Raw genomic sequence first — 24,749 nt, 5'->3', positions numbered from 1 at the left:
CGCCAATGGACGATTCAGCATGCCGGATTTACGTGGATCACACGCATCTCCGTGGGCACGTGACCGGCATCGAGCGCGTCGCCATCGACCTGTTCCGTCCAGAGACGCTGCAGCCACATCCCGTCACATTGATCCGCTCCACCGGCCTGGCCGGGATGATCGCCGCCCAGCAACTCGGATTTCCGATCCGGATGCTTCGCGACCGCTCCGCGCTGTTCATCTTCCCAGGTTTCCCGCCAAGCCCCTTCGTCGCGCTGCACCGGCAGCGCTGCATCACCTATGTCCACGACACCTTCCTGCTCACCCGACCCGAGGATCTAAGCTGGAAAAGCCGGCTCTACATGGCACCGAGCTTCGCGTTCGCCCTGCGGTTCGGACGCACCTTCCTGGTCAATTCACGGACCACGGGCGAAGCGGTACGAGCGGTCTGCTCGCGCCGAGCCCTGGTCGCCCTCCTGAGACCTCCCGTTCACGACGTCTTCGGGTTGAGCGACCTGTTCGCGCGGCCACCCTATGAAGCCGGCTCCCCGATTAGGATTCTTGCGATCGGCACGATCGAACCGCGCAAGGATTACCCCGCGGCCATCGCCATCACGGCGGCGCTGAATGCATCCGGCATACCAGCCGAACTCCACGTGGTCGGCCGGGTCGGGTGGGGGGACCATGCCTTCCTGGGAGCGCGACCGCCATTCCTCACGTTACATGGATACTGCGACGACGCCGAGGTCCGGCGCGTGGCGGCTCAATGCCACCTGCTTCTCTCGACCTCAAAAGCAGAGGGGCTCGGACTGCCATTGCTCGAAGTACAGCACGGTGGCCTGCCGATCGCCGCACCCTCGGGACCCGTCTTCTCCGAGGTGTTGGGACGTTCCGGCCTTCTGATCGACACAACTCAACCCGAAAAAGCTGCCTCGGCGATTCTGAGCTGGATCAGCTCCAAAGACTTTGCTGCCGTCCCATCGATATCGCGTGCGAACGTCGCGAGCTGGAACGGCCTTGCCGCCCAGGACGCGGTTCACTTCTCAGCCTTCCTCAAACAGGGAGCCACCGCCTATCAGAATGCCAGAGACGCGCTCATTCAGCACGGCAGAAAGGGTCTGACATGAGGCAACACTTTGTACACAGGCACTAGGCTTAAGTTATACCGCGGCCATAAGCGACAACACGCCGTAGGATTTTTCTTCATCAAGCTTGGTCCGCTAAAATCAACCATCTTTGGGAAACGATGATTCAGAATGGTTCGGGTGTTCCGTCGATAGTAGGGCTCCTTGTGGCATGCGATCTGCGGAACCTCGGGTGTTCGTCGTTTCTCGCGTCGCGATCGTCTCATTCCGGAACGGCACCGATCGGAAATGGGACGAATGCAGTTTGAACGGCAGGTCGGACTTTGCGCTTCAGGAGCGGCCAAGTCGGGAGACGGAACAGATGTTCGACTTCGGAAGCCAGGTTCGCGGGGAGCCGGTGATCGTCGAGACAACACCAAAGAGCAGCTTCGATGGCCGTCTGGCGCTGCGGCGCCTCTGGCGCGGGAAAATCTTGATCCTGCTGAGCGGACTCATGACGGTGATCATCGCCGTGGCACTGCTGAATACGATGACACCAACCTATACAGCCGTCACACAAATCCTGGTCGATCCGGCCGACCTGCCGGTTATTGCGAACGACCTCAGCAATCGCCAGCCGCAAGCCGACAGCGGCGTGTCGATTGCCGAGAGCCAGACTCGCGTCATTCAATCGGACAATGTGTTACGCCGGGTCATCGAGAACCTTGATCTGACGCACGACGAGGAATTCGTTTCGCCTGCCTCGACCAACCCTCTGATGATCCGGGTGAAAGCGATCCTCGGCATGGAAACGCCGCCGGCGAGCCGAGACCCCGTTAATCTCGCGCTGGACAACCTGCGCCTCAAGCTGGGCGTTCGCCGCGCCGAGCGGACTTTCGTGATCGATGTCTACGTGCAGACCCGGGATCCGGAAAAATCGGCGCGGATCGCCAACGGGATTGCAGATGCTTATTTCGCCGAGGAAGCTTCGGCTCGTACCGATGTTGCGCGTCGAGCTTCGGAAGCACTGACGAGCCGTTTGACGGCTTTGCGCCAAGCGGTTGAGGAGGCAGAGCGCAAGGTTCTGCAATATCGCGAGACGAACAAGCTCGTGACATCGAGCGGACGATTACTGAGCGATCAGCAGCTCAGCGATCTGAACCAGCAACTTGTAGCCGCAACTCTCAGGTTGGCAGACGCCAAGTCTCGGCTGGATCAGGCGCGGCGAATGCGGACGGGGGAAGCTGGCACAGCCCTTCCGGAAATGCTGCAGTCGACAGAGATGCAGAACCTAAGGCAGCAATACGCCACCCTTTCGCGGAGTACGGCCGAACTCGCGGCGCGGCTGGGCGATCGCCATCCGGCCATGGCTGATCAGTACGCGCAACAGCGTGATCTTCAGCGACTGATCCAACGTGAGAAGGAGCGGATCATCGATACGTCGCAGAAGGAGCATGATCGCGCCGCCGCCAACGAAGCAGCGGTTCGACGGAGTCTTGAGAGGGCCAAGGTGGAAACCGCCGGGAACGATCGGGCCAACGTGGGTTTGCGCGAGCTTGATCGCGAACTGGATGCCCGTCGGTCGATTTACGAAGCCTTCCTGCGCCGCTCGCGCGAGACAAGCGAGCAAGAGCGCCTGAACAGTTCGAATGTACGGGTTATTTCGTCGGCGACGCCTCCACGCAGCCGCACCTGGCCTCCTTCGCCGAAGGTGGTCTTGCCGTTTGCCCTGCTGGTCGGACTTGCTGTTGGCTCAGGTCTGGCTCTGCTGTCCGGGGCACGGCGCGACCGGCGTTTGGCTTGGCCGGCTACCCAAAAATCGATGTCAGGTGCGCGCAGCTTCCGCGCCGTTGATGCGTGAGAACGTCCGTGAGTGTTCTCGTCCGCGCCACCAAGCCATGGGGAGGTTGGCGCGTTGGATCGCACCATGAGGTAGTGAACGGAGTTGTTCTACGCGGGGTGGATCAAACCGACCATTTAGATGGGCAGGGCATCTTTTGACCAACAGCGACGGCAGGAGAAATCAGGGGAGTTGCTCAGGCGACGACAGGCGTGTTCGCCTGTTCGACATCACGTTCACGCCCGGATCGGCCGTCGAAATCCTCTCTGTCGCCCGCGACCAATCTGTCACGGGTCCGCGCTTGATCGTGACGGCAAACCTCGATCACATCGTTACGCTTTCCGAAAACGTAGCATTCAGGAAAGCTTATGATCGGGCCGTTGCAAGAACGCTCGACGGAATGCCGCTGGTCTGGCTAGCACGGCTCTCCGGTGCGACAACGGCTCGAAGGGTCACTGGACATGACCTCGTGGAGGCAGCCTTCGCCGAGCCATGGCCGGCCGGCCAACGGATCTTCCTTATCTGTGCATCGGAAATCGTCGGCACGCGCCTGACGGAGCGTCTTCTTGCGAAGGGCCTTCCGCGCCACGCCATCGCCGTCACGGTCCCTCCTTACGGATTCGAGGCCGACGAAGCCTACGGGACACAACTCGCGGCGGCAGTGCGCGCGCATGGTACAACGCTGCTGGTGTTCGGGGTTGGCGCTCCCCGATCCGAAATCTGGGTCGATCGCCAGGGTGAAGCCCTCGGGGGCCCAATGGTGCTCGCCGTAGGAGAAGCTTTAAACGTTGCGGCTGGTTTGGTCCCTCGCGCACCCGTGATTCTTCAACGTGCCGGCCTCGAGTGGCTTTTCCGCTTCCTGAACGCGCCACACCGTCTGTTCCGTCGGTATTTTGTCCGATCCTGGCGCTTGGTGGGATTGGTCCTTCGAAGGTTTTTCGTCAGACACAATCCTCAAAGAGCCACGACAGCATCCACACCAAGCGGTGCACGCGATACACCTTGATCCGGGTTCAGACACCGGGAATTTTCAGGAAACGACCTTGTCGGGGATAAAAAGATCCGGATGACGTAGTCGGAGGGAGAGGATCAACGTCATGGTCTTAAGATCGGTGATCTCACCTCGGTCGGTCATGGCGGCAAGCTCGTTCAGTGCCAATTCTCGGACAATGATGTCCTCGTGCTCCCCGGCGAGACCCCCTCCTGGGCCAACACGATCGACAGCGTCGTAAGCCCCCAGAAACAGATCGATCTGCTCGGTCGATATTCCTGGCATGCTCCAGGCGCAGGTAACGAATTCCAGCTTTCCGAGACGTACGCCGGTCTCCTCAAAGGCTTCGCGTCGCGCGCCATCGTCCGCTTCGGCCTCATCGAGGAGGCCGGCAGGGACCTCAAGAACGGATGTCGCGCCGGCAGCGTAGAAGGCAGGGGCACGAAATTGCTCGACCAGCAGTGCGACGCGGCGAAGTGGGTCATAGGGGAGGACCGCGGCGGCGCGTCCGTGATCCTCGATCTCGCGCGCGAGACGGGTACCATCGCCCATCGTTACCTCTGCGACGAGGAACCGGCTCCAGCCGTCGTGCACAATCCGGGTGCCGCGGATATTTGGCGCCATTCTGCTCTCCCCGTTCAGATCACCGCGGTCAGGGCGATCGGATGTTTCGGGGCCTAGCAGGAGCTTGGCGCATCATTGAGGCGAGCCCGGCGTGATTTCCGTCGCGCTTCTGCGGATTGTGAATGACACATGGGTGGCCGTCGCATCCTGGCTCAAGAGGATGTCGCCCTCTTGGCGGACCAGATGCGGGATATCGATCGCCGACATCGGATCAGTACAGGTCACAACTAGAATTGTGCCTGGCGAGAGCCTCCGCAGCGCCTTTCGGGTGCGAAGCGTGGGCAAGGGGCATTTCAGGCCGCTGAGATCAAGGCGCAGGGTTGAATCATCCGCCATCCGCATCCCCTAACCCGCTCATATGCTCAACTCCAGGCGGATCGCTTAAACATAGCAAAACCCCGGCAAACAGGAACGACTGCCCACCGGAACCTCGGGGTTAGGTTAAGGTTCTGACGTGTCCGGATCTTAAAATCAGTGACCGTAAGCCGGGTATCCATAGTCATAAGCGTATCACGGTCCGCTGTGGCCGTACGCCCCATATCCAGCGCCGACATAGCCCCGGTCATAATGCGTGCGGCCTCCAAAGGTGAAAAATCGCTCAAGTGAACGGAGGGTTCGGCGATTCATCTCCCTCAGGATCAGTGAAGCGAACCGGTGCGTGTTCCCTCCTACATTCCGGCGGAGATGGGGCCCACGATCCGGTCCCGAGACAGTCAGAAGATGCACTGGGTGAAAGCTGGCTCAACCGAGCGCTGCCAAGGCCCCTCGTAATCCGCAAGGCGGTCCTCAGCGAGAGACCGTCCAGCAGCGACGATTGCTTCGAGTGGCTGCAGAAAGTGGGATTCGTCCCGCCCGTGGCCATCCTTTCGAGCACGGGCGACAAGCCCCGCTCGAGCGATCATCAGCGCTTCGGCAGCAACAGCCCCAAGAGGGCGACCGACGATGCGGGCGGCGAGCCCGAGACGCGGCACCGTCGCGCGCAGGCATTCTCGATCGCTGGCGGACCAGTCCTTGACGATATCCCAGGCAGCTGCCAGCGCCGCTTCATCGTAGAGCAACCCGACCCAGAAAGCGGCCTGTGCGGCAATCATCGCGGGTCCACCGACATCGGCACCCCGCATTTCGATGAAGCGCTTGAGGCGGACCTCCGGAAAGGCGGTCGAGGCATGGTTGGCCCAGTCCGACACCGTTGCGCGCTCACCCGGCAGGGCAGCCAGACGGCCGGCCATCAGGTCGCGGAACGAGGCGCCGGACACGTCGTGGTAGGTCTCACCACGCTTGACGAAATACATCGGCATGTCGAGGAGCCAATCGACGTAGGATTCGTATCCGAACCCTGCCTCGAAAGCGCGCGGCAGCATGCCGGTCCGATCGCCATCGGTATCGCGCCAGATCTCCGACCGCCGCGAAAGATATCCGTTCGGACGTCCATCGGTGAACGGGGAATTGGCGAAGAGCGCCGTCGCCACGGGTTGAAGAGCCAGCGCCACGCGCATCTTGGCCACCATATCGGCCTCGGAGGCGAAATCGAGATTCACCTGTACGGTGGCGGTCCGCAGCATCATGTCGAGACCGAGGCTGCCGACCTTCGGCATATACGACGCCATGATCTTGTAGCGGCTCTTCGGCATCACAGGGGTTTCCTCCCGTGTCCACTTGGGACTCATCCCGAGATCGAGGAATCCGATGCCGAGGCCGTCGGCCACCCGGGAAGTGGCATCCAAATGCGCCTGCAGTTCGGCGGTAGTCGCATGGACATCCGGGAGCGGGGCACCAGACAATTCGAACTGTCCGCCCGGCTCCAGGGAGATCGCTCCCCCCTCCGCACCCGCGAGGCCGATCAGATGCCCAGCATCCTCGATCGCCTCCCAGCCGGTTTCCTGCGCGACCCCCTGCAACAGCGCATGAATGCCGTTTGGCCCTTCGTAGGGAACCGGACGATTACCGTCGCGATAGAAGGGGACCTTCTCGTGCTCCGTGCCGATGGCGAAGCGATCCCGCGGCTTCTCGCCCTCGGCAAACCAAGCGATGAGTTCGTCACGCGTGGTCAGGGGCGTCGTATCGGACGTATCGCGCGCCATGCGCAGCCTCTTCAGAAGGTCGTTCAAGGGAGAGGCGCGCCGGACCGCAGCAGCGTGGCCTCTATCTGGTCAACTCGCCTCATAGGCCAGGGGACCCCGGCGAACAACGCGGGACCAGACTGCCTCAGCGTGCGTCACCGAGGACAGACTGGACGAGCGCGAGCACCGCCACAGCTGCTGTGTCGCCCCTCAGGATGCGAGGACCGAGCGATAAGGCAACCGTATTCGGACGCTCCAGGATAAGGGCGCGCTCCTCGGGTGCGAAGCCGCCCTCCGGGCCGACCAATACTGCGAGGGGCGGCGGCGCGGCAGGATTGGCCACCTGACGCAGCGCGAGAATTGGATCTGACACCGAGGCGTCCTCGTCGCAGAACACCAACAGACGCAAAGGGTTGAGGTCGGCAAGCGCAGCAGGAAGCTTGGCGACGTCCTGGATGACAGGGATCTCGAGGATGCCGCATTGTTCGGCGGCTTCGATCGTGTTGGAGCGCAAGCGATCGATATTGAGCCGCTCGTTTTGGGTGTAGCGAGTCAGAACCGGCCTGAGCGTTCCAACTCCCATCTCGACCGCTTTCTGGGCCATGTAATCGAGACGTGCCGTCTTCAGGGGGGCAAAAAGGTAGTGCAGGTCTGCACGCTCCGGCTGTTGGCGTGTGCGCTCTCGCACGATCAGGTCAGCGCTCTTGCGGCCGGTCGGCGCGATCTCGGCACTCCACTCGCCGTCCCGCCCATTGAACAACAGCACCGGATCCGTCGGTCCTCGCCGCAGGACATTCAGGAGATAGTTGGCCTGCGCCCGGTCCAACGGGAGCGTGGCCCCGGGCAAGAGTTGGGCTTCGACATAGAGACGCGGTGCGGTGAAGTCATAAGCGGCCATGACCGGTGTGGTCGCGTGGGGTGTTTCAGCTGTCAACGGCTCAGGCTCAACCGGGCCGCCCTGATGCTGATCCGCAACACGCCGAAACATTGCGCCGCGAATCCACATTCGATCCGGGTGTAGCGTTTGCAGCTTGAAAGACGCCACATTCCTATGCCGAAACAATGTGAAGAACGGAGTGCGCTCAGAAGCAGGCGCGTCCCAACGCGAAACAGGCCATTCCGCAGCCGGCGACTGGGCTGAGCCAGCCGGATCCACGCGTGGTGGGAGAAGGGATTTCGAATCATGTCGTTCAAAACCATCGCCGCCGCTGCTGTCGCCGGTGCGGTCCTGTTCAGCGGGCAGGCTTTCGCACAGGCTGCCGAATGCGGCGAAATCCAGCAGACGCTTCAGGCCCGAAAGGACCTCATCGGCAAGGCGAACGCCGCTTCGAACTCGAAGAAGAAGATGACGCCCGCCGAAGCCTGCACGCTCTTCGGGAAGCTCCAGGCCAACGGCGTCGCCGGGTTGAAGTGGATCACCGCCAACAAGGAGTGGTGCTCGATCCCGGACTCCTTCGCCGAGGGCTTCAAGGCCGATCATACCAAGGTGTCCGGCATCCGGACGCAGGTCTGCGGCGTCGCCGCCAAGGCCGCTAAGATGGAGGCTCAGGCCCGGGCACAAGCCCAGAACGGTGGTGGCGGCGGCGGTTTGCTCGGCGGTCCGGGGCTGACCGGAAGCTTGAAGATGCCGCAGGGCGCCCTCTGACCCGGTGCCATCGCATTCGTTGACAGGCCTGGTCGCGTCGACTTGCAGGCACCGAGCGGGCCGATGACCGATGCGGGCTCCCACGGGGCGGACCACCGCGTCGCCGACGCCGTAGCCGGCCATTGGGTCGACCGGGTGGCGCCGCAGCGGGCACGCCCTTACCTCCGGCTTGCCCGGATCGATCGGCCGATTGGCTGGTGGCTGCTGTTGCTACCGTGCTTGTGGTCGTCCGCGCTCGCAGCCATCGCGAGCGGGGCAGCCGCTCCCAGCCCTCTCCACCTGGTGCTGTTCTTCATCGGGTCGGTAGCCATGCGCGGCGCCGGTTCGACCTACAATGACATCGCCGACCGCGATCTTGATGCGCAGGTGGAGCGGACTCGCTCCCGTCCGCTTCCTTCGGGCCAGATCCGGGCGCGCCACGCCGCGCTGTTCCTCGTGGTCCAGTCCTTGGTCGGCCTTGCCGTCCTGCTGCAATTCAATGCTGTGGCAATCGCCGTCGGAATCGCTTCCCTGATACCCGTCGCCATCTATCCGTTCATGAAACGGATCATGCCGGTGCCGCAGGCGGTTCTCGGTCTCGCCTTCGCCTGGGGCGCACTGATGGGGTGGGTGGCGGTGTTCGGGCAGCTCAATGCGCCTGCCCTGCTGCTCTACGCCGGCACCATCGCCTGGGTGATCGGCTACGATACGATCTACGCGGTCCAGGATATCGAGGACGACGAGATCGCCGGAATCCGCTCGTCGGCACGCTTCTTCGGCCGTCGGATGCGGGGGGCGATCGGGCTTTGCTATGGAGCCAGCGTCGGCTTCATCGCAGCAGCTGCACTCCTGGCTGGTGCTGGTGCCGTTGGTCTCTTCGGCGTCATCCTGTTCGCTGCTCATCTCGGTTCGCAGGTGCTGCGCCTCGACACGCGCGACGGACGCGGGGCGCTCATGCTGTTCCGATCAAATCGACAGGCGGGTCTGATCCTGTTTCTTAGTCTCGCGGCAGATGCTGCTTTGAAGCAGATTGTCGGCTGACGCCGACTCAATCTGTGAAGTTGATCAGCAGCGGGCGCCGGAGATGATTTCGCTCTCACCGCGATGGATCAGGGGGCGGACCGGAAGAGCACCGGTCTTGCGCCTGACGAGGAAGCGCGGGCGGCGACCGTTTAGCAGACCGTGACGGCGACGAGTGCGGGTCCGACCGAGAGCAACCGGACCGAGCTGGTTCGACACACTCGCCAGTTCGCCATCCTCCTTGACGATCATACGCGGCAATCCGGACTTGGCTGCGAAGTCCCGCCAGTGCGCCACCACCTCATTCTCACAGAATGGCCCGAGCCGGGTCACCACTCCGCCGGCAGCGTCGACGAGCAAGAGGTCAAAACGATCCTCGCCACAGGCATCCGAATCATCCTCAGCGAAGGCTAGAGCGATACCGGCCGGGCGACGCGCTCCGCTGTGCGTGATCACCGGCAGATCGGATGCAGCGAATGCGGCGAAAAGCTCTTCAAAGGAGCCCGCCGGGGACATCCCATTCATGTTCGCGAAAGTCTTCATGGCTCGTACACCCTGTTGGTCCCGGCAACCTCTGTGGGCCACCCGTCTATGACAAGCAGAATTGCGTCTAACCTCCTCAGACCACCTTAAGAGTGAGCGTTAAGCGAGTATGGACAAGGGAGAAGCAGCCAGAATGCTCAACGTTTCCTTGCCGGGTTCAACGACATTCGTGCGTATCGAGATCTGCGGAGCTCCGCTTGTGACAATCCGCTCAGCACCTTAGAACAGGCGAGGCGCTTCCCGGCACACGCGAATGACGAGCGAACGGGCCTCGGCGCCAAGCCCAATTCCCATTACCTATCTGGAGACGCATGTCCCACCCGATCGCCTCAGACGCCGTGCATGCCCTCCTCCCCGCCTTGCGCGCTACGATCCGAGAGGCGGCAGCCCTCGCCCTGCCGTTCTTCAAAGCTGGTGGACAGACGGGCGCACGTGTCTGGTCCAAATCCGGCGGCTCCCCGGTAACGGAGGCCGACGTGGCCGTTGACACGTTCCTGAAGGTACGGCTCAGCGCGATGCTACCCCGGGCGGCGTGGCTTTCAGAGGAAACCAGCGACAATCCCGTCCGGCTTGAAGCCGATCTTGTCTGGATCGTCGACCCGATCGACGGAACGCGAGCATTCATGTCGGGACACCCGGACTGGTCCATCGCCGTGGCCCTGCTGTCGGGCGGGCAGCCGGTCCTCGGTTTCGTGCATGCCCCCGTAACGGACACCTTCTACGAGGCGGCCGCGGGGTTGGGGGCGACGCGGAACGGCCAGACCATCGCAGCCTCAGACCATGCCGGTGTCGATGGTGCCCGGGTGACCGGCCCGAAACCGATGATGGATCGGCTGGCACGCGGCGCCGGCTCGGCGGGGACCCGAGCCGACCTCGTTGCTGTGGAACGCGTTCCGTCCCTGGCTCTGAGGGTCGTTCGGGTCGCTGAAGGCTCCATCGATGTCGGCTTGGTTTCTCCCAATGCCCGAGATTGGGATCTCGCCGGTGCCGACCTGATCCTCCGCGAAGCAGGGGGAACCGTCTGCGATCTCAAGGGGCATCCCACGACCTACAATCGTCCGGACCCCGTCCATGGCGAGCTCGTCGCGGTGTCGCGCGGCCTTCGAGATGGCGTCGTGGCAGCCATGGGTCAGCTCTGATCCGATCCACGACACCCCACTCGGATGCCAAATAGCAAAGCCCGACACCATGGTGCCGGGCTCGACGTCACTTCGTTTGACTTTCCAGGACTGAAGCGCCGATCACGCCTCCAAACGGAACTTGGTGGCTACTTTGATCAGTGATGCTCGCGCAACGCGATAGCTTCAGGCGCCATACCAAAGCGCTCAGCAAGATGCCAACGCAATTCGCGTGCCGAATGGTAGTTGTAAGAAGTATCGATAAGGTGGCTGAGATCAATGGTCTTAGCTTCATGTGCCATCGACTGCTTCAGACGATCCACCTTGAAGGTCGCCGCATCAGTAACGGGCGAACGGGCGCCACGGCGCCGGGTGTATTCAAACAACATATTTTTCTTGTGTGCTTTCAAAAACGTGCAGGTTTTGCTTGCCGTATCTCGGACGTTTCAGCCCAAAACGAGCTTGGTACGTCGTTGGTGCTAAAGTTTTACCGAAGTCCGATCCGATTCACGCCACAAATCCTGTGGGGAACCGTCATGACCATCGGCAGCGGAAGCCTCGTCAGAGGCCCTGGAGGGTGACGCCAGCCCAAGGGCTGGCGCCGGGAGCGTCAGGCCGCCTGGAGGTTACCAGCCGAGTCCTTGCCGCTGCGCTTGTCGGTCTGAATCTCGTAGGAGATCTTCTGACCTTCGATCAGATTGCGCATGCCAGCGCGCTCGACTGCGGAGATGTGAACGAACACATCCTTGCCGCCGTCGTCAGGCTGAATGAAGCCGTAGCCCTTGGTCTCGTTGAACCACTTTACAGTACCGGTATTCACGAAATAGATCCTCGTATCGTTCGTCGATCAACAGCCTGCGTCTACTCGACGCAAGCAGCGGATCCTCTTCGGTAGGCCTGACGGAATCAGCAGGACGTGAGACGCTTGACGGTACAAGATCTCAGCTCACCGATACCCGCTACAACTCATGTAGTCCGATCATGCGGCCGCAACAAGGCATTCGATCCGACCTAAGAGCACTCTGGCGGGGCGGGCGGGGGCGCAGCCCCTGTGTTAATTGCCCCCCCGACCGCATATAAAAGTTCCCGAGCAGGCAGTTAGGCGATTCATGGCGGGCATCTCAGTTTCCCTCGAAGGGGCGAACATTCAGCTTTCATTCCAGAAGGACGATCAAGCGACAGCGGTCGTTATGGACGCGCGGGCTGCGCGCGCGCTCGTCCGCGCAGTGGGCCAACTTTTGACCGCCATCGACGAGCCTGATGACGGAGATATTCCGGATGACCTGAGCGACGAAGACATCGCAATGCTCGATGTCACATCGTCAGCCATCGAAGTCGGGACTGACGAACAGGGCCAAGCTGTCGTAGCGTTGCAAGCGGGTGCCCTACCCCCCTTTCAGCTGCGCCTAACCGACGAAGAGGCCCGTCACGTTGCGACGAGCCTCTCCGAAATTCTCAGCGCACCGCGCGATGTGCGCGCTTCACACGGGGATCATTGACGAGGATCACATCCTGACGCCGGGGTCGGTCGGGCCGCCCGGCAGATAATCCGGCTCGGAGCCCGGGCCGGCCGGCTCGCCAATCCCGGGATCGTTAACCGGATACGGCGTTCGAGGACCGGTCGGTCCGATGTCGGGTTCTTCGTCAGGCGTAGGCGGGGTGGGCAGATCACCGGGAATCCCACCCGGCAAAGGCTCGGGAATCGGCAGGCCGGGATTGGCCATTTCATGGTTGGCCATGCGAAGCCTCCTGTTCTTGTCTGCGAGATGCCTGAACCAACACGGTCGAGCAGGGCGGGGTTCCGCCGGGAACCCGCATCCGATCGGACCCGTTCAGTTCCACATCCTCACCCAGGTCCGGAGAGTTCTGAATGGTTGATATCAGGCAGGCTAATGTCTCGATCATCGCAACCGCCGGCTTTGAAGAGACATAGCTGACGGTTCCGCAAAGCAAGCTGAATCAAGCCGGCGCGATTGTTCACATTGCTGCCCCAAAGTCTCGGAGTGGATCGGAATCTATTCGTGGACGGGACAGGGCGGACTGGAGAAAGAACGTCGGCTACGATCAGAACATCGAAACTATAAACCAGAACGGCTACGATGCGCTGATACTTCCTGGCGGACAGATCAACCGGGACAAGTTGCGCCTTAAGCCAAGCGCTTTGGATCTCATTTGAAGGTTTGTGGAGTCCGGCAGGGACGTGGCCGCCATCTGTCACGCGCCCTGGCTTCTCATCGAGGTCGGGGCGGCGAAGGGTCGTCGGATGACCTCATTCGCGTCGATCCACACGGATGTCGTCAACGCCGGCGCGGAGCGGCAAGATCCGCCGGTGGTTGCCGATCAAGGCATCGTCACGAGCCGTAACCTGGGCGAGCTCGATGCTTTCAGTGCCAAGATCATCGAGGAGATCGAACAATGGAATCACGGCGTTCGACGGCTTGCCGCCTAGGGGCCTCCCATATCAGCAGCCCGTGAGCGGTCAGAGATCGCGCGCGGTCCGTCGGCGGGATCAGTGCTTGATGACCGTTTTCTGAATCTTTGCTTGATCCGGGACGGCGCCGGCGAAGAGCTCAGACAGCCGACGCTGATCAAGAGTCCTGGCGAAGTCGGAAGCCGCCTCAACGCGGGCCGTCCCTTCCGAGGAGCGCGATGTGATCGACCCGGTGGTGAGGGGATCAGCGGCATCCGCCGGAACTCGGACAGAAGAGGCAGGCTCGCGCTGCAGGCGCAAGGTCCAGTGGGCGGCGGTGGAGAGCGCAGCGACCGCGAGGATCGCCTTGATGCCACCCGTCAGGAGGCGTCTCATGTGGTCAGGCCCGAAACTACGCGTTGGCACCCGGCCGGTTCCCCGACCGATTCCTACAGTTGCCGAAGAGCATTAACGACCACCCTCCTGGCGAACAGGCTACGCGTTTCAATTCGGTGCGCTTTATCGATGTGGGCCTTGCGCCACGGCAGCGGTTCCTGTTCCCCGCGTCCGTGACACGCCTGTCGCTACCCGGCCCACAAGGCCTCACAGGAACGCCGCAGAGAACTGGTCCGCATCGCCCCGTCACGACAGACCCCGCCGCCATGCCAAGCCCGAGAGGGTTCGCGAAACCGTCGAGCGCCTCAGCAGCAGGGATCGCCGATGTAGGTGGCGGGAGCGAGGGCGGCAACCGGGAACAGCCGCGTCATTCCGGCTGCGACGATCCGCACGCCGTCGCGAAGGCCTGCAAGGTCGCGCGCTCATTGTCGGACGAGGGGTCCGACAACCGGGCGTAAAGGCCTGCGGCACCTGAGAAAACCTGACGGCCATCTGAATCGTCGCCGAGGAACGCGGCGATTTCATGCATCTCGGCGACCCAGCGTCGGGCCTTCGGGATCATATCGGGGAGATTGCGGGCAAAGCGTGAGAACAGCTCCGGCTCGTTCTCGGCGAGTTCGGCCCGCAGGGCGTCGCCGGCCCCGGCACGATCGGCAGCGAGCACCATGATGGACGCGAGGGCGGTGAGCCCCTTGTTGATGCCGGCATAGGACATTTTCAGGGCCGAAGCGGCGCCGATTCCACCCTCAACGACGCGGAGGTCGACACCGAGGTCGCGTAGAGGTCGCGCGGTTTCCGGAGCCTCACCGGACACATGGACGCGCGGACCCCGCGTGCCGGGCTTCGGCGGCAGGCCGATGATCGCGGCATCCAGGAAGGTCGCACCGGTCGGCCGGATCAGGTCGGCGATCCGCCGGACCGTCACGACGTTGACCGCGTTGCAATCGACATAGACCGGCTTGCGCGTCGCGGTGGCCAGGATCGGGGCGAGCTGTTCGGCCAGCGGCTCGGCCTCGGCGGGGGGTACGATCGAGAGCAGGAGGTCCGCACCCATCAGGCCGACGAGGTCGGTCCCGATCATGCCGGCGGCGCGCGCCCGCGATTGGGTGGCGGAACTCCGTCCGTCGAGGACCGTCAGCACCGTGGCGCCGTTCTCGGTGAGACGGGCCGCGAGGGCGCTGCCCATGGCGCCTGCGGCGAGGATGGCGATGGTCGGCATGGGGCGGGCTTCCTCCGAAACGGGAACGACCACGCCGCGGCTCAGGGCCGCGGCGTGGTCGTCATTCAGGATGCAAGGCGTACGCCTGTCCAGCCGATGCCGTCAGGTGAGCGAGCCGCAGAAGCGCTGGATGCGGGTGCAGGCTTCCTCGAGCGCCGCGTTCGAGGTGGCGTAGGAGATGCGCAGGTTGGGGCCGAGGCCGAAGGCGGAGCCATGGACGGCGGCGACGCCCTCGGCCTGAAGCAGCTCGACCACGAAATCCTCGTCGGTCGCGATGGTCTTGCCGGACGGAGTTTTGCGCCCGATGGTCTCGGCGCAGGACGGATAGACGTAGAACGCGCCCTCGGGCGTCGGGCACTTCAGGCCCTTGGTCTGGTTCAGCATCGACACCACGAGGTCGCGACGGGTGTGGAAGGCCTTGCGGAACTCGCCGAGATGCGCCTGCGTGCCCTCCAGGGCCGCCACCGCCGCCCACTGGGAGATCGACGACGCGCCCGAGGTCTGCTGACCCTGCACGAAATCCATCGCCTTGATCAGGTGCTCCGGCCCGGCGGCGTAGCCGATGCGCCAGCCCGTCATGGCGTAGGCCTTGGAGACGCCGTTCATGGTCAGCGTGCGGTCGTAAAGGCCGGGCTCGATCTGCGCCGGGGTGACGAATTCGAAATCGCCGTAGGTCAGGTGCTCATACATGTCGTCGGTGAGCACCCACACCTGGGGGTGACGCATCAGCACGTCGGTGATCTTCTTCAGCTCGTCGCGGGCATAGGCCGCCCCGGACGGGTTCGACGGCGAGTTGAGGATGATCCACTTGGTCTTCGGGGTGATCACCCGCTCCAGCTCCTCTGGCTGAAGCTTGAAATCATGCGCCATGTCGGTCTCGGCGAAGACCGGCGTCCCGCCGCAGAGCACCACCATCTCGGGGTAGGACACCCAGTAGGGACGCGGGATGACGACCTCGTCACCGGGGTTCAGGGTCGCGAGCAGCGCGTTGTAGATGACGTGCTTGCCGCCGGTGCCGACGATGGTCTGCGACGGCTTGTAGTCGAGCCCGTTCTCGCGCTTGAACTTCTTGGCGATGGCCTCGCGCAGCGGCACGATGCCGGAGACCGGGGGATACTTGGTCTCGCCCCGCCGGATCGCCTCGACGGCCGCATCCTTGATGTGCTGGGGCGTATCGAAATCGGGCTCTCCGACCGAGAGGCTGATTACGTCCATCCCCTGCGCTTTCAGCTCACGGGCCTTCTGCGTCATCGCGATGGTCGCGGACGGCTTCACGCGGGACAAGGCGTCGGCCAGAAAGCCCATGGGTGGTCACTCCCGTACATTTTACGAAGGTCGGATCGAGCGGCGCGGACCGTAGTCGCGCCGCAGCGCACGGGCAAGGGAGACCTGCCGTTGCTGCGGCGTTCCCTCCTGCAACCCAGCGAAGGCTTGAGACGAACGAAAAAACCGCCGCGACTCCGGGAGAGCCGCGGCGGTGAGGCCGTCGATGGGGGGCTGCTGCCCGGCGCCGGCGGGCCGGGTCCGGACTCGTCAGATCCCGCCGAAAACCCAGCGCAGCTTCGACAGGAAGCCACCGCCAGAGCGCTTCTCGCGGATTTCGGCCGGCTCGTCCTTCACCGGGGTCGCAGTCGCGTCGGCCTGGATCAGCCCGAGAGCGGCGGTATCGGTGGTCTCGCGATCGATCAGGATGAAGCCGCCGGTGTCGCGGTTTGCCGTGTAGGCATCGACCGCCACCGCCCGGTCGAGGGTCAGGGTCACGTCGGCGATGTCGTTGGCGGTCAGGCGCGCCGCCGGCTCCGCCTTGCCCGTCTCGGGGTCGATGCGGGTGCGGATCGTGGTGACGACGGCGTTCACCGTCACGGTGCCGATCTTCGCCAGCAGCGTGGCGCCGGGCAGCAACTCGGTCTCGGCGGCCCAGAACAGGCGGGCGTCGAGGCTGTCGGTGACGCGCATCGGCGCATCGGCCGTGACGATCACCGATCCGCGCGAGGCGTCGATCTCGTCGGCGAGCACCAGGGTGACGGACTGGCCCTCCACCGCATGCGGCAGGTCGCCATCGGCGGTGACGATGCGGGCGATGGTCGAGGTCCGGCCCGAGGGCTCCACGATCACGGCGTCGCCAGGCGCCACGCGCCCGCTGGCGATCAGGCCGGCGAACCCGCGGAAATCAGAGTTCGGGCGGTTCACCCACTGCACCGCCATGCGGAAGGGCGCGGCCTGCTCCTCGATGCGCACCGGCACCTCTTCGAGGTATTGCAGCAGCGGTGTGCCGGTGTACCAGGGCGCGGCGGCACCCGGCAGCACGACGTTGTCGCCGTTCTTGGCCGAGAGCGGGATCGCCCGGATCTCGGTGAAGCCGAGCGGCGCCGCAAAGTCCTGAAACGCCGCCAGAAGCTCCTCGAAGCGGGTCTCGGACCAGCCGACGAGGTCCATCTTGTTCACCGCGAGCGCGACCCGCCGGATGCCCAGCAGCGACACCAGCAGCGCATGGCGCCGGGTCTGCCGGGTCAGACCCTGGCGGGCATCCACCAGGATCACGGCCACATCCGCCGTCGAGGCGCCGGTCGCCATGTTGCGGGTGTACTGTTCGTGGCCGGGGGTGTCGGCCACGATGAAGGAGCGCTTGTCGGTAGAGAAGAAGCGGTAGGCAACATCGATGGTGATGCCCTGCTCGCGCTCGGCCTGGAGGCCGTCGACCAAGAGGGCCAGATCGATCTCCGCGCCCTGGGTGCCATGCTTGCGCGAATCGCGCTGCAGCGCCGTCACCTGGTCGTCGAAGATCTGCTTGGTGTCGTGCAGGAGGCGGCCGATCAGCGTCGACTTGCCGTCATCGACGGAGCCGCAGGTGATGAAGCGCAGGACTTCCTTGTTCTGGTGCGCGGTCAGGAAGTCGTCGTAGCCGAAAGCCTGGGGTGCCTGATGGATCGTCATCTTAGAAATAGCCCTCCTGCTTCTTGCGCTCCATGGCGCCGGCTCCGTCCTTGTCGATCACGCGGCCCTGGCGCTCCGAGGTGCGGGCGGCCAGAGTCTCGCCGATGATCTCCGGCAGCGTCGCGGCGTCGCTCTCGACGGCCCCGGTCAGCGGGTAATCGCCGAGGGTGCGGAAACGGACGGAAACCTCCTTCGGCGTCTCGCCGGGCTCGAGCGGCAGGCGCTCGTCATCGACCATGATGAGCTGGCCGTCGCGCTCTACCACCGGTCGGGGCTTGGCAAAGTACAGCGGCACGATCGGGATCTGCTCCTGCTCGATGTAGAGCCAGACGTCGAGTTCGGTCCAATTGGAGAGCGGGAACACCCGCAGCGACTCGCCGCGCTTCTTCTTCATATTGTAGAGGTGCCAGGGTTCGGCGCGCTGGCGCTTGGGGTCCCAGCGATGCTGGGCCGTGCGCAGGCTGACGATGCGCTCCTTGGCGCGGGACGCCTCCTCGTCGCGACGCGCCCCGCCGAAGGCCGCATCGAACTTGTGCTTGTCGAGGGCCTGACGCAGCGCCTGCGTCTTCATCACGTCGGTATGGACTTCCGAACCGTGGCTGACCGGGCCGATGCCGCGGGCCAAGCCATCCTGGTTGGTGTGGACGAGGAGATCCAGGCCGAGTTCCTGGGCGCGCCGATCACGGAACGCGATCATCTCCTTGAACTTCCACGTGGTGTCGATGTGCATCAGGGGGAACGGCAGGCGGCCGGGCGCGAAAGCCTTCAGCGCCAGATGCAGCAGCACCGACGAATCCTTGCCGATGGAATAGAGCATCACCGGGTTCTCGGTCTCGGCGACCGTCTCCCGCATGATGTGGATGCTCTCGGCCTCCAGGCGCTGCAGGTGCGTCAGCCGCGCGGACCGGCTCGCCGCCTGGGTGGTGAGGGGTGCGGCGCTCATCGGGCCATCTCCAGAGGTTTGGTGTGAAGGGTGGTTTCGAAGGCGGCCGCCTCCTGACCGGGTGCGACGTCTTCTTCGGGCGCGTGGACATGCAGGCCACACTCCTTCTTGGAGGCCTGCTCCCACCACCAGCGGCCGGCGCGCTCATCCTCTCCGACCCGGATCGCGCGGGTGCAAGGGGCGCACCCGATCGACGGGAAGCCGCGATCATGCAGCACATTGTAGGGCACGTAGTTTTCCGAGACGAAGCGCTCGACGTTGGCACGGGTCCAATCGGCGAGCGGATTGATCTTGATCAGGCCCCGCCCTTCATCCGCCTCGGCCAGGGGCGTCTCGGCCCGGTTCGCCGACTGTCCGGCGCGAAGGCCGGTGAGCCAGCCGGCGGCTCCCGCCAGCGCTCGACCCAGGGGCTCGACCTTGCGGAAGCCGCAGCAGGCCTGCCGCGCGGCGACCGAATGGCGGAACCCGTTGATACCGGACTCGGCCACGAAGCGCTCCTCGGCCTCGCGCTCGGGCGCATAGGCGCGGATGCGGATGCCGTAGGCCGATTCGGTCTCGGTCCATGTGTCGTAGGTCTCAGGGTAGAGCCGTCCGGTGTCGAGGGTGACGATCTCTGTCCGGCCCTTGTGCATCGCCACCGCGTGGGTGAGCGCCTGATCCTCGATCCCGAGGCTCGTGGTGAAGACCAGACGGCCCGGTACCGTCGACTCGATGAGTGCGATCCGGCCCTTGAGGTCGAGTCCCGCCAGGGCGGAGGCGAGGTCGCGCGCCGTGTTTTCCAGTTGAGAGGTCATCAGAGACTTTGCGATGCTGGCTTGTCTGAAGTGTGAAATGTTCGCTATAACGAACGCTGTCAAGGCATGGCGGCTATCTCCAGGGGGCAAACCCCACCGGCGATGCTCCTTGCGGCAACGGGCTCGGACGTATTCTGTTGCCCAACGAGGAAACTTCCTTCTCCATCGGACAGCGTTGCGTGCCGTCCCGCACGCCAACGCCGCTCACGAACCCGCGAGGCCAGCTTGGATTCGATCGATCTAAAGATCCTGGCGCTGCTCCAGCACGACGCCACCCTGTCCATCGCCACCATCGGCGAAAAGGTCGGCCTGTCGCAGACGCCGTGCTGGAAGCGCATCCAGCGCCTCGAGGCGGATGGCGTCATCGACCGGCGCGTGGCCGTACTCGATCCGGTGAAGCTCGGCCTCGGGCTGACTGTGTTCGTCTCCATCGAGACGGCGGATCACTCGCGCGAATGGCTCGAACGCTTCGCCGAGACCGTCTCGGCGATGCCCGAGGTGCTGGAATTCTACCGCATGGCAGGGGACGTGGATTACATGCTCCGCGTCGTCGTCGCCGATATGCGCGCCTACGATACGTTCTATAAGCATCTCATCGCGACTCTGCCGCTCAAGAACGTGACCTCCCGCTTCGCGATGGAGAAGGTCAAATCCACCACCGCGCTGCCCCTCCCGGCCCCGCCTGCCAACGGTCGCTTCACCCCGACCCTGTCGGTGGTGGCCGGAGAATAGAATTCTCTTTTGCCCTGCTCGCGCAGGCAGCTCCTTCTACCGTGACGTCGTTCTGTAAAACGGACAACCCCGTTGACAGCCGGCCTCTCAGGACGACATGGCTTTCCTTATGGCACGACACGCGATCCTTCCCCGCACGGCTCCCTTCGGCGACACCGAACGCGCGAGCCTCGACGCCGTCCTCGGCGCCGCCACCCCGATACAGCGCGCCTGGCTGGCTGGCTTTCTGGCCGGCCTCGACGCCGGCGGAGCGCCGCAGGCCGCTGCCGTCCCGGCCGCGCCGCCAAAGGCGGCCGAGCCCCTGACCATCCTGTTCGCCAGTGAATCCGGAAATTCCGAGACGCTCGCCAACAACATGGCCAAGCTCGCCCGCAAGAACGGCTTCAAGCCGAAGGTGGTCGATTTCGCCGATCTCGAGATCGCCAGCCTCGCCAAGGAGAAGCGCATCGTCGCCATCGCGGCGACCTGGGGCGAGGGCGAGCCGCCGGCCCGCGCGACGCGCGCCTACAACGAGCTGATGGGCGACGGCGCCCCGCGGCTGGACGGCGTCTCGTTCGGCGTGCTCTCGCTGGGCGACACCTCCTATGCCGAGTTCTGCGCCATCGGAAAGGCGCTCGACGCCCGCTTCGAAGCCCTGGGCGGCATCCGCGCCCACGAGCGCGCCGACCTCGACCTCGACTTCGAGACCCCCGCAGCGGCCTGGATCAAGGACACCCTGAAGGCGCTCACCCCCCCGCCGAGCGCCGACAACGTGGTAGCCGTCGATTTCGCCGCGCGGGTCGCGGGCGACGAGGACGACGACGTCGAGCCGAGCCGCGAGCCCAAGGTGGTCGAGGTCGTCGACCATGTGAACCTGAACTCATCGCGCTCCGACAAGGAGACCATCCACCTCGCCCTCGAATTTGAGGACGGAGCCCCCGCCTACGAGCCGGGTGATTCGCTGGAGATCTATCCGGAGAACGACCCGGCCCTGGTCGACGAGATCCTCGCCGCCACCGGCCTGTCCGGCGACGCGGCGCTGCGCCAGGCCCTGCTGGCGGAGCGGGACATCACCACCCTGTCGGCGACGACCGTGGAGCGCTTCGTCAAGGCCACCGGCCATGCCGAGGCGCAGAAGCTCATCGATAGCGGCGAGGCCAAGGCCTGGATCGAGGGGCGCCACCTCATCGATCTCATCCAGAGCTTCCCGGCCACGCTCACGGCCGAGCACCTCGGCACCATCACCCGGCCGCTGCCGCCGCGGGCCTATTCCATCGCCTCATCACGGAAGGAGGTGGGCGACGAGGTCCACCTCGTGATCGCGGCGGTGCGCTACGAGACCCATGGCCGGGCGCGCTCGGGTGTGGCCTCGACCCATGTGGCCGACCGCATCCGCAACGGTGCCAAGCTGCGGGTGAAGCTGAAGCCGAACCGGCACTTCCGCCTGCCGCAGGACCCCGCCACCGACATCATCATGGTGGGCCCGGGCACCGGCGTCGCCCCGTTCCGCGCCTTCGTGCAGGAGCGCCGGGCCGTCGCGGCCCCGGGCCGTTCCTGGCTGTTCTTCGGCGACCGCCACTTCACCCACGACTTCCTGTACCAGCTCGAATGGCAGGAGGCCCTGGAGGACACGTCGCTGACCCAGATCGACGTGGCCTTCTCGCGCGACCAGCCGGAGAAGATCTACGTGCAGGACCGCATCGCCCAGCACGCGAAGGAGGTCGTCGCCTGGCTCGACGGCGGCGCCAGCTTCTACGTCTGCGGCGACGCCACCCGGATGGCCAAGGACGTCCGCAACGCCGTGGTGAAGGCCTTTCAGGACGTGAAGGCGCTCAGCCCCGCCGACGCGGAAGCGGCGGTGGCCGCCCTGGAGAAGGCGCACCGCTACCAGCAGGACGTTTACTAGGACGCGAGCATGAACCTCCCCCCTCCGCGGGGAGGGTGCCTGCGGAGCAGGCGGGAGAGGGGCAACCTCTCCGGATAGGGCGCTCCCCTCACCCGACCCGCTTCGCGGGCCACCCTCTCCCGCAGAGGAGAGAGGGAAGAGCCCGCACCGCTGAACTTCGAAAAGACCGGAAAGCCCGCCATGGCCGACAAGACCACCATCCGCACCTACGAGACCCCGCCCACCGACCGCCCGATCTCGGACGCGGAAGCGGCGCGCGCGGCCGGTCTGGCCGCCAACGAACACATCAAGATCGCCAGCGGCTACCTGCGCGGGACCCTCGCTGACGGCCTGCTGAAGCACGCCACCGGCGCCATCTCGGAGGATGACGGGCAGCTCGTGAAGTTCCACGGGATGTACCTGCAGGACGACCGCGACATCCGGGCCGAGCGCACCAAGAAGAAGCTCGAGAAGGCCTACAGCTTCATGATCCGCCTGCGCATCGCCGGCGGCGTCGTCACCCCGAAGCAGTGGCTGGCCTTGGACGAGATCGCCACGACCTACGCGGGCGGCGCGCTGCGCGCGACCACGCGCCAGACCTTCCAGTATCACGGCGTCATCAAGTCGAACCTGAAGCGCACGATGGCGGCCATCGACGCGACGCTCCTCGACACCATCGCGGCCTGCGGCGACGTCAACCGCAACGTCATGGCGGCGACCAACCCGGCCCAGACCGGCGCCCACAAGGCCGCCTACCAGCTCGCCAAGGACATCTCCGACTCGCTCCTGCCCAAGACCAGCGCCTGGCGCGAGATCTGGCTCGATGGCGAGCGCGTGGTCGGCGGCGAGGAGGTGGCCGAAGTCGAGCCGGTCTACGGCAAGACCTACCTGCCGCGGAAGTTCAAGACCGTGGTGGCGGTGCCCCCGTCCAACGAGGTGGACATCTTCGCCCACGATCTCGGCTTCATCGCCATCCTGGACGAGACGGGCAAAGTCACCGGCTGGAACGTCACGGTGGGCGGCGGCATGGGCATGACCCATGGCGAGACCGACACCTTCCCGCGCACCGCCGACGTGATGTGCTTCGTCGAACCGGCGGACGCCCTGAAGGTCGCCGAGGCCGTGATGACGGTGCAGCGCGACTGGGGCAACCGCAAGGTCCGCAAGAACGCCCGCCTGAAATACACCATCGAGCGTTACGGCCTCGCAGCCTTCCGGGCCGAGGTCGAGACGCGCGTCGGCAAGCCGCTCGCCGATCCGAAGCCTTTCGCTTTCACCGGCAACGGCGACCGCTACGGCTGGACCGAGGGCGACGACGGGCGCCATCACCTGACGCTCTACGTCGCCTCGGGCCGGATCAAGGATTACGACAACGGTCCGCAGTTGCTCACCGGCCTGCGCCGGATCGCCGAGATCCATCAGGGCGATTTCCGCCTCACCGGCAACCAGAACGTCATCATCGCCAACGTGCCGGCCGAGAAGCGCGCCGAGATCGAGGCGTTGGTGGACCAGTACGGCATGCTGAAGGGCGCGAGCGCGCTGCGCCGCAACTCGATGGCCTGCGTCGCCCTGCCGACCTGCGGCCTGGCGCTGGCTGAGAGCGAGCGTTACCTGCCGGACCTGATGACCGAGCTGGAGACCAGCCTGGCGTCGCACGGGCTCCAGGACGACGAGATCACCATCCGGATGACCGGCTGCCCCAACGGCTGCGCCCGGCCGTTCATCGCCGAGATCGGGCTCGTCGGCCGCGGCCCCGAGCGCTACCACCTCTATCTCGGGGCGGCCTTCGACGGTTCGCGCCTGGGCAAGCTCTTCGCGGAAGACGTCACCGCCTCGGAGATCAAGACGATCCTAGACCCGCTCTTCGCGGCTTATGCCCGGCACAAGCAGGCTGGCGAGCGCTTCGGCGACTACCTCATCCGCGACGGTTACGTGACCCGGACGATCAACGGACCCGACTTCCACGACCACACCGGCGCCCTCAAGAGCGCGGCCTGACCCGGCCTCATCGGTCCGGAGGGTCGAGGCCCTCCGGACGGCTCTCTGCTCCCAGAGAGGGAGGGCCCGCAAGCAGGAAATCGTTGCGATGCAGCATCGGGCCAACGTGCTGCGGCATCCCGCAAGACTAAAGATTCGCCGCGAACTTCGTTAACCCACCGCGCAACCGTTCCGGCCCATCCCCGTTGTCCGTCGAGACAGCCGGGGAGGCCCCAATGGCCAAGCATGAAATTTTGAGCTTCTTCGAACATCGTCGCGATGGCGCCTGGATCTGCGTCAAGCCCTTCACGCTGACGACGAAGGAGAGCCGCGTCGACATTCAGCAGGGTATGCGCTTCGATTACGGCAAGCGCGTCGGCGGCGTCGATCTGGCCGAATACTTGGAGCAATTGGGTTCCCAGTTCGGCTCCTAAGCATCGAAACCTCCGCAACGGCCCGTCGCATCCTCGTACGCATGGGCCGGGCGTCGCCTGGGCCTGACTCGCCGCAGGGTTCCCGTCGCTGTACCCGGCGCCATCCATTCGGGACCGTCACGACGCGTCGGGAGATTTGTGATTTTTTGACGTTGCGGTCGCAACGGCCTAGTTTACCCGGAT

Annotated in this window: 25 protein-coding genes and 1 pseudogene; 12 read left to right on the top strand and 14 right to left on the bottom strand. The window is 64.5% G+C overall.

The features are described from left to right. Positions 1-59 precede the first annotated feature (59 nt). The 3 genes from ASF60_RS12615 to ASF60_RS23715 all read left to right on the top strand — a co-directional run bounded on the left by ASF60_RS12615 (position 60) and on the right by ASF60_RS23715 (position 3,889). Entirely contained in the window at positions 60-1,106 is a 1,047-nt protein-coding gene (locus ASF60_RS12615; protein WP_244478409.1) for a glycosyltransferase, read from the top strand. A 190-nt stretch (positions 1,107-1,296) separates the two neighbouring features. Next, a complete protein-coding gene (locus ASF60_RS12610; RefSeq protein ID WP_244478408.1) occupies positions 1,297-2,904 on the top strand; it encodes a GumC family protein in 1,608 nt (535 codons plus the stop codon). Between the two features lie 136 nt (positions 2,905-3,040). Next, positions 3,041-3,889 (top strand): WecB/TagA/CpsF family glycosyltransferase, encoded by an 849-nt coding sequence (locus tag ASF60_RS23715; protein WP_082507927.1) that lies wholly within the window; start codon positions 3,041-3,043, stop codon positions 3,887-3,889. 24 nt (positions 3,890-3,913) lie between these two features. Here ASF60_RS23715 and ASF60_RS12605 read toward each other — a convergent pair whose 3' ends face one another. From ASF60_RS12605 to ASF60_RS12590, 4 genes are all read right to left on the bottom strand, one after another. Beyond that, positions 3,914-4,498: an NUDIX domain-containing protein gene (locus ASF60_RS12605; RefSeq protein ID WP_056185050.1), complete on the bottom strand. Its 585-nt coding sequence runs from the start codon at positions 4,496-4,498 to the stop codon at positions 3,914-3,916. Positions 4,499-4,570: 72 nt separating this feature from the next. Then, on the bottom strand, positions 4,571-4,834 hold the full coding sequence (locus ASF60_RS12600) for a sulfurtransferase TusA family protein (protein WP_056488419.1): 264 nt from the start codon (positions 4,832-4,834) through the stop codon (positions 4,571-4,573). 377 nt (positions 4,835-5,211) lie between these two features. Further along, positions 5,212-6,579, bottom strand: coding sequence for a glutamate--cysteine ligase (locus tag ASF60_RS12595; RefSeq protein ID WP_056185043.1), 1,368 nt, complete (start codon positions 6,577-6,579; stop codon positions 5,212-5,214). A gap of 124 nt (positions 6,580-6,703) precedes the next feature. Further along, the gene (locus ASF60_RS12590) at positions 6,704-7,456 is read right to left on the bottom strand and encodes a 16S rRNA (uracil(1498)-N(3))-methyltransferase (protein ID WP_056185040.1); all 753 of its coding nucleotides are present in this window, start codon (positions 7,454-7,456) and stop codon (positions 6,704-6,706) included. Between the two features lie 285 nt (positions 7,457-7,741). Here ASF60_RS12590 and ASF60_RS12585 point away from each other — a divergent pair, with 285 nt between their 5' ends. Then, complete coding sequence (locus ASF60_RS12585) at positions 7,742-8,203, top strand: hypothetical protein (protein ID WP_056185037.1); 462 nt, start codon at positions 7,742-7,744, stop codon at positions 8,201-8,203. 63 nt (positions 8,204-8,266) lie between these two features. After that, positions 8,267-9,223 (top strand): 4-hydroxybenzoate octaprenyltransferase, encoded by a 957-nt coding sequence (gene ubiA, locus ASF60_RS12580; RefSeq protein ID WP_056185034.1) that lies wholly within the window; start codon positions 8,267-8,269, stop codon positions 9,221-9,223. 24 nt (positions 9,224-9,247) lie between these two features. On the opposite strand, the gene ASF60_RS12575 is transcribed toward ubiA, so the two are convergent. After that, a complete protein-coding gene (locus ASF60_RS12575) occupies positions 9,248-9,745 on the bottom strand; it encodes a DUF6101 family protein (RefSeq protein WP_056185031.1) in 498 nt (165 codons plus the stop codon). Between the two features lie 311 nt (positions 9,746-10,056). Between ASF60_RS12575 and ASF60_RS12570 the strand changes: the two genes are divergently transcribed. Next, on the top strand, positions 10,057-10,884 hold the full coding sequence (locus ASF60_RS12570; protein ID WP_056185028.1) for a 3'(2'),5'-bisphosphate nucleotidase CysQ: 828 nt from the start codon (positions 10,057-10,059) through the stop codon (positions 10,882-10,884). 137 nt (positions 10,885-11,021) lie between these two features. Here the strand turns inward: ASF60_RS12570 and ASF60_RS23710 are convergent, their stop codons facing one another. Further along, complete coding sequence (locus tag ASF60_RS23710; RefSeq protein WP_082504390.1) at positions 11,022-11,252, bottom strand: AsnC family transcriptional regulator; 231 nt, start codon at positions 11,250-11,252, stop codon at positions 11,022-11,024. Between the two features lie 221 nt (positions 11,253-11,473). Next, complete coding sequence (locus tag ASF60_RS12565; RefSeq protein WP_055956856.1) at positions 11,474-11,683, bottom strand: cold-shock protein; 210 nt, start codon at positions 11,681-11,683, stop codon at positions 11,474-11,476. A gap of 289 nt (positions 11,684-11,972) precedes the next feature. Between ASF60_RS12565 and ASF60_RS12560 the strand changes: the two genes are divergently transcribed. Continuing rightward, the gene (locus ASF60_RS12560; protein WP_056185026.1) at positions 11,973-12,362 is read left to right on the top strand and encodes a hypothetical protein; all 390 of its coding nucleotides are present in this window, start codon (positions 11,973-11,975) and stop codon (positions 12,360-12,362) included. Positions 12,363-12,368: 6 nt separating this feature from the next. On the opposite strand, the gene ASF60_RS23705 is transcribed toward ASF60_RS12560, so the two are convergent. Next, entirely contained in the window at positions 12,369-12,587 is a 219-nt protein-coding gene (locus ASF60_RS23705) for a hypothetical protein (protein WP_082504441.1), read from the bottom strand. Between the two features lie 209 nt (positions 12,588-12,796). On the opposite strand from ASF60_RS23705, the pseudogene ASF60_RS12555 reads away from it, so the two are divergent. Continuing rightward, positions 12,797-13,312, top strand: a pseudogene (locus tag ASF60_RS12555) (DJ-1/PfpI family protein). Between the two features lie 60 nt (positions 13,313-13,372). Here the strand turns inward: ASF60_RS12555 and ASF60_RS12550 are convergent. The 6 genes from ASF60_RS12550 to ASF60_RS12525 form a co-directional block, all read right to left on the bottom strand. Continuing rightward, a complete protein-coding gene (locus ASF60_RS12550) occupies positions 13,373-13,669 on the bottom strand; it encodes a hypothetical protein (protein ID WP_056185022.1) in 297 nt (98 codons plus the stop codon). 367 nt (positions 13,670-14,036) lie between these two features. Continuing rightward, positions 14,037-14,888 carry an NAD(P)-dependent oxidoreductase gene (locus ASF60_RS12545; RefSeq protein WP_056185019.1) on the bottom strand — a complete coding sequence of 284 codons (852 nt, stop codon included), beginning with the start codon at positions 14,886-14,888 and terminating at the stop codon, positions 14,037-14,039. A 102-nt stretch (positions 14,889-14,990) separates the two neighbouring features. Then, positions 14,991-16,193, bottom strand: a complete 1,203-nt coding sequence (locus tag ASF60_RS12540) for a pyridoxal phosphate-dependent aminotransferase (protein ID WP_056185016.1) — start codon at positions 16,191-16,193, stop codon at positions 14,991-14,993. A 228-nt stretch (positions 16,194-16,421) separates the two neighbouring features. After that, positions 16,422-17,822, bottom strand: coding sequence for a sulfate adenylyltransferase subunit CysN (cysN, locus tag ASF60_RS12535; RefSeq protein ID WP_056185013.1), 1,401 nt, complete (start codon positions 17,820-17,822; stop codon positions 16,422-16,424). A gap of 1 nt (position 17,823) precedes the next feature. After that, complete coding sequence (gene cysD, locus ASF60_RS12530; protein WP_056185009.1) at positions 17,824-18,765, bottom strand: sulfate adenylyltransferase subunit CysD; 942 nt, start codon at positions 18,763-18,765, stop codon at positions 17,824-17,826. Further along, positions 18,762-19,559, bottom strand: a complete 798-nt coding sequence (locus ASF60_RS12525; RefSeq protein WP_056185005.1) for a phosphoadenylyl-sulfate reductase — start codon at positions 19,557-19,559, stop codon at positions 18,762-18,764. Before ASF60_RS12525 ends, cysD begins: the two co-directional genes overlap by 4 nt. A gap of 225 nt (positions 19,560-19,784) precedes the next feature. Here ASF60_RS12525 and ASF60_RS12520 point away from each other — a divergent pair, with 225 nt between their 5' ends. The 4 genes from ASF60_RS12520 to ASF60_RS12505 all read left to right on the top strand — a co-directional run bounded on the left by ASF60_RS12520 (position 19,785) and on the right by ASF60_RS12505 (position 24,566). After that, the gene (locus ASF60_RS12520; protein ID WP_056185002.1) at positions 19,785-20,291 is read left to right on the top strand and encodes an Lrp/AsnC family transcriptional regulator; all 507 of its coding nucleotides are present in this window, start codon (positions 19,785-19,787) and stop codon (positions 20,289-20,291) included. A gap of 109 nt (positions 20,292-20,400) precedes the next feature. Further along, positions 20,401-22,176, top strand: a complete 1,776-nt coding sequence (locus ASF60_RS12515; protein ID WP_056185000.1) for a diflavin oxidoreductase — start codon at positions 20,401-20,403, stop codon at positions 22,174-22,176. Positions 22,177-22,356: 180 nt separating this feature from the next. Then, on the top strand, positions 22,357-24,153 hold the full coding sequence (locus tag ASF60_RS12510) for an NADPH-dependent assimilatory sulfite reductase hemoprotein subunit (protein ID WP_056184997.1): 1,797 nt from the start codon (positions 22,357-22,359) through the stop codon (positions 24,151-24,153). 215 nt (positions 24,154-24,368) lie between these two features. After that, complete coding sequence (locus ASF60_RS12505) at positions 24,369-24,566, top strand: hypothetical protein (RefSeq protein WP_056184995.1); 198 nt, start codon at positions 24,369-24,371, stop codon at positions 24,564-24,566. The last annotated feature ends 183 nt before the right edge of the window (positions 24,567-24,749 follow it).

Origin of the sequence: Methylobacterium sp. Leaf113, from assembly GCF_001423325.1 — a bacterium.
GTDB lineage: Bacteria > Pseudomonadota > Alphaproteobacteria > Rhizobiales > Beijerinckiaceae > Methylobacterium.
Note: the sequence above shows the minus strand (reverse complement) of the source record. Positions and strands in the feature narration are given on the sequence as shown.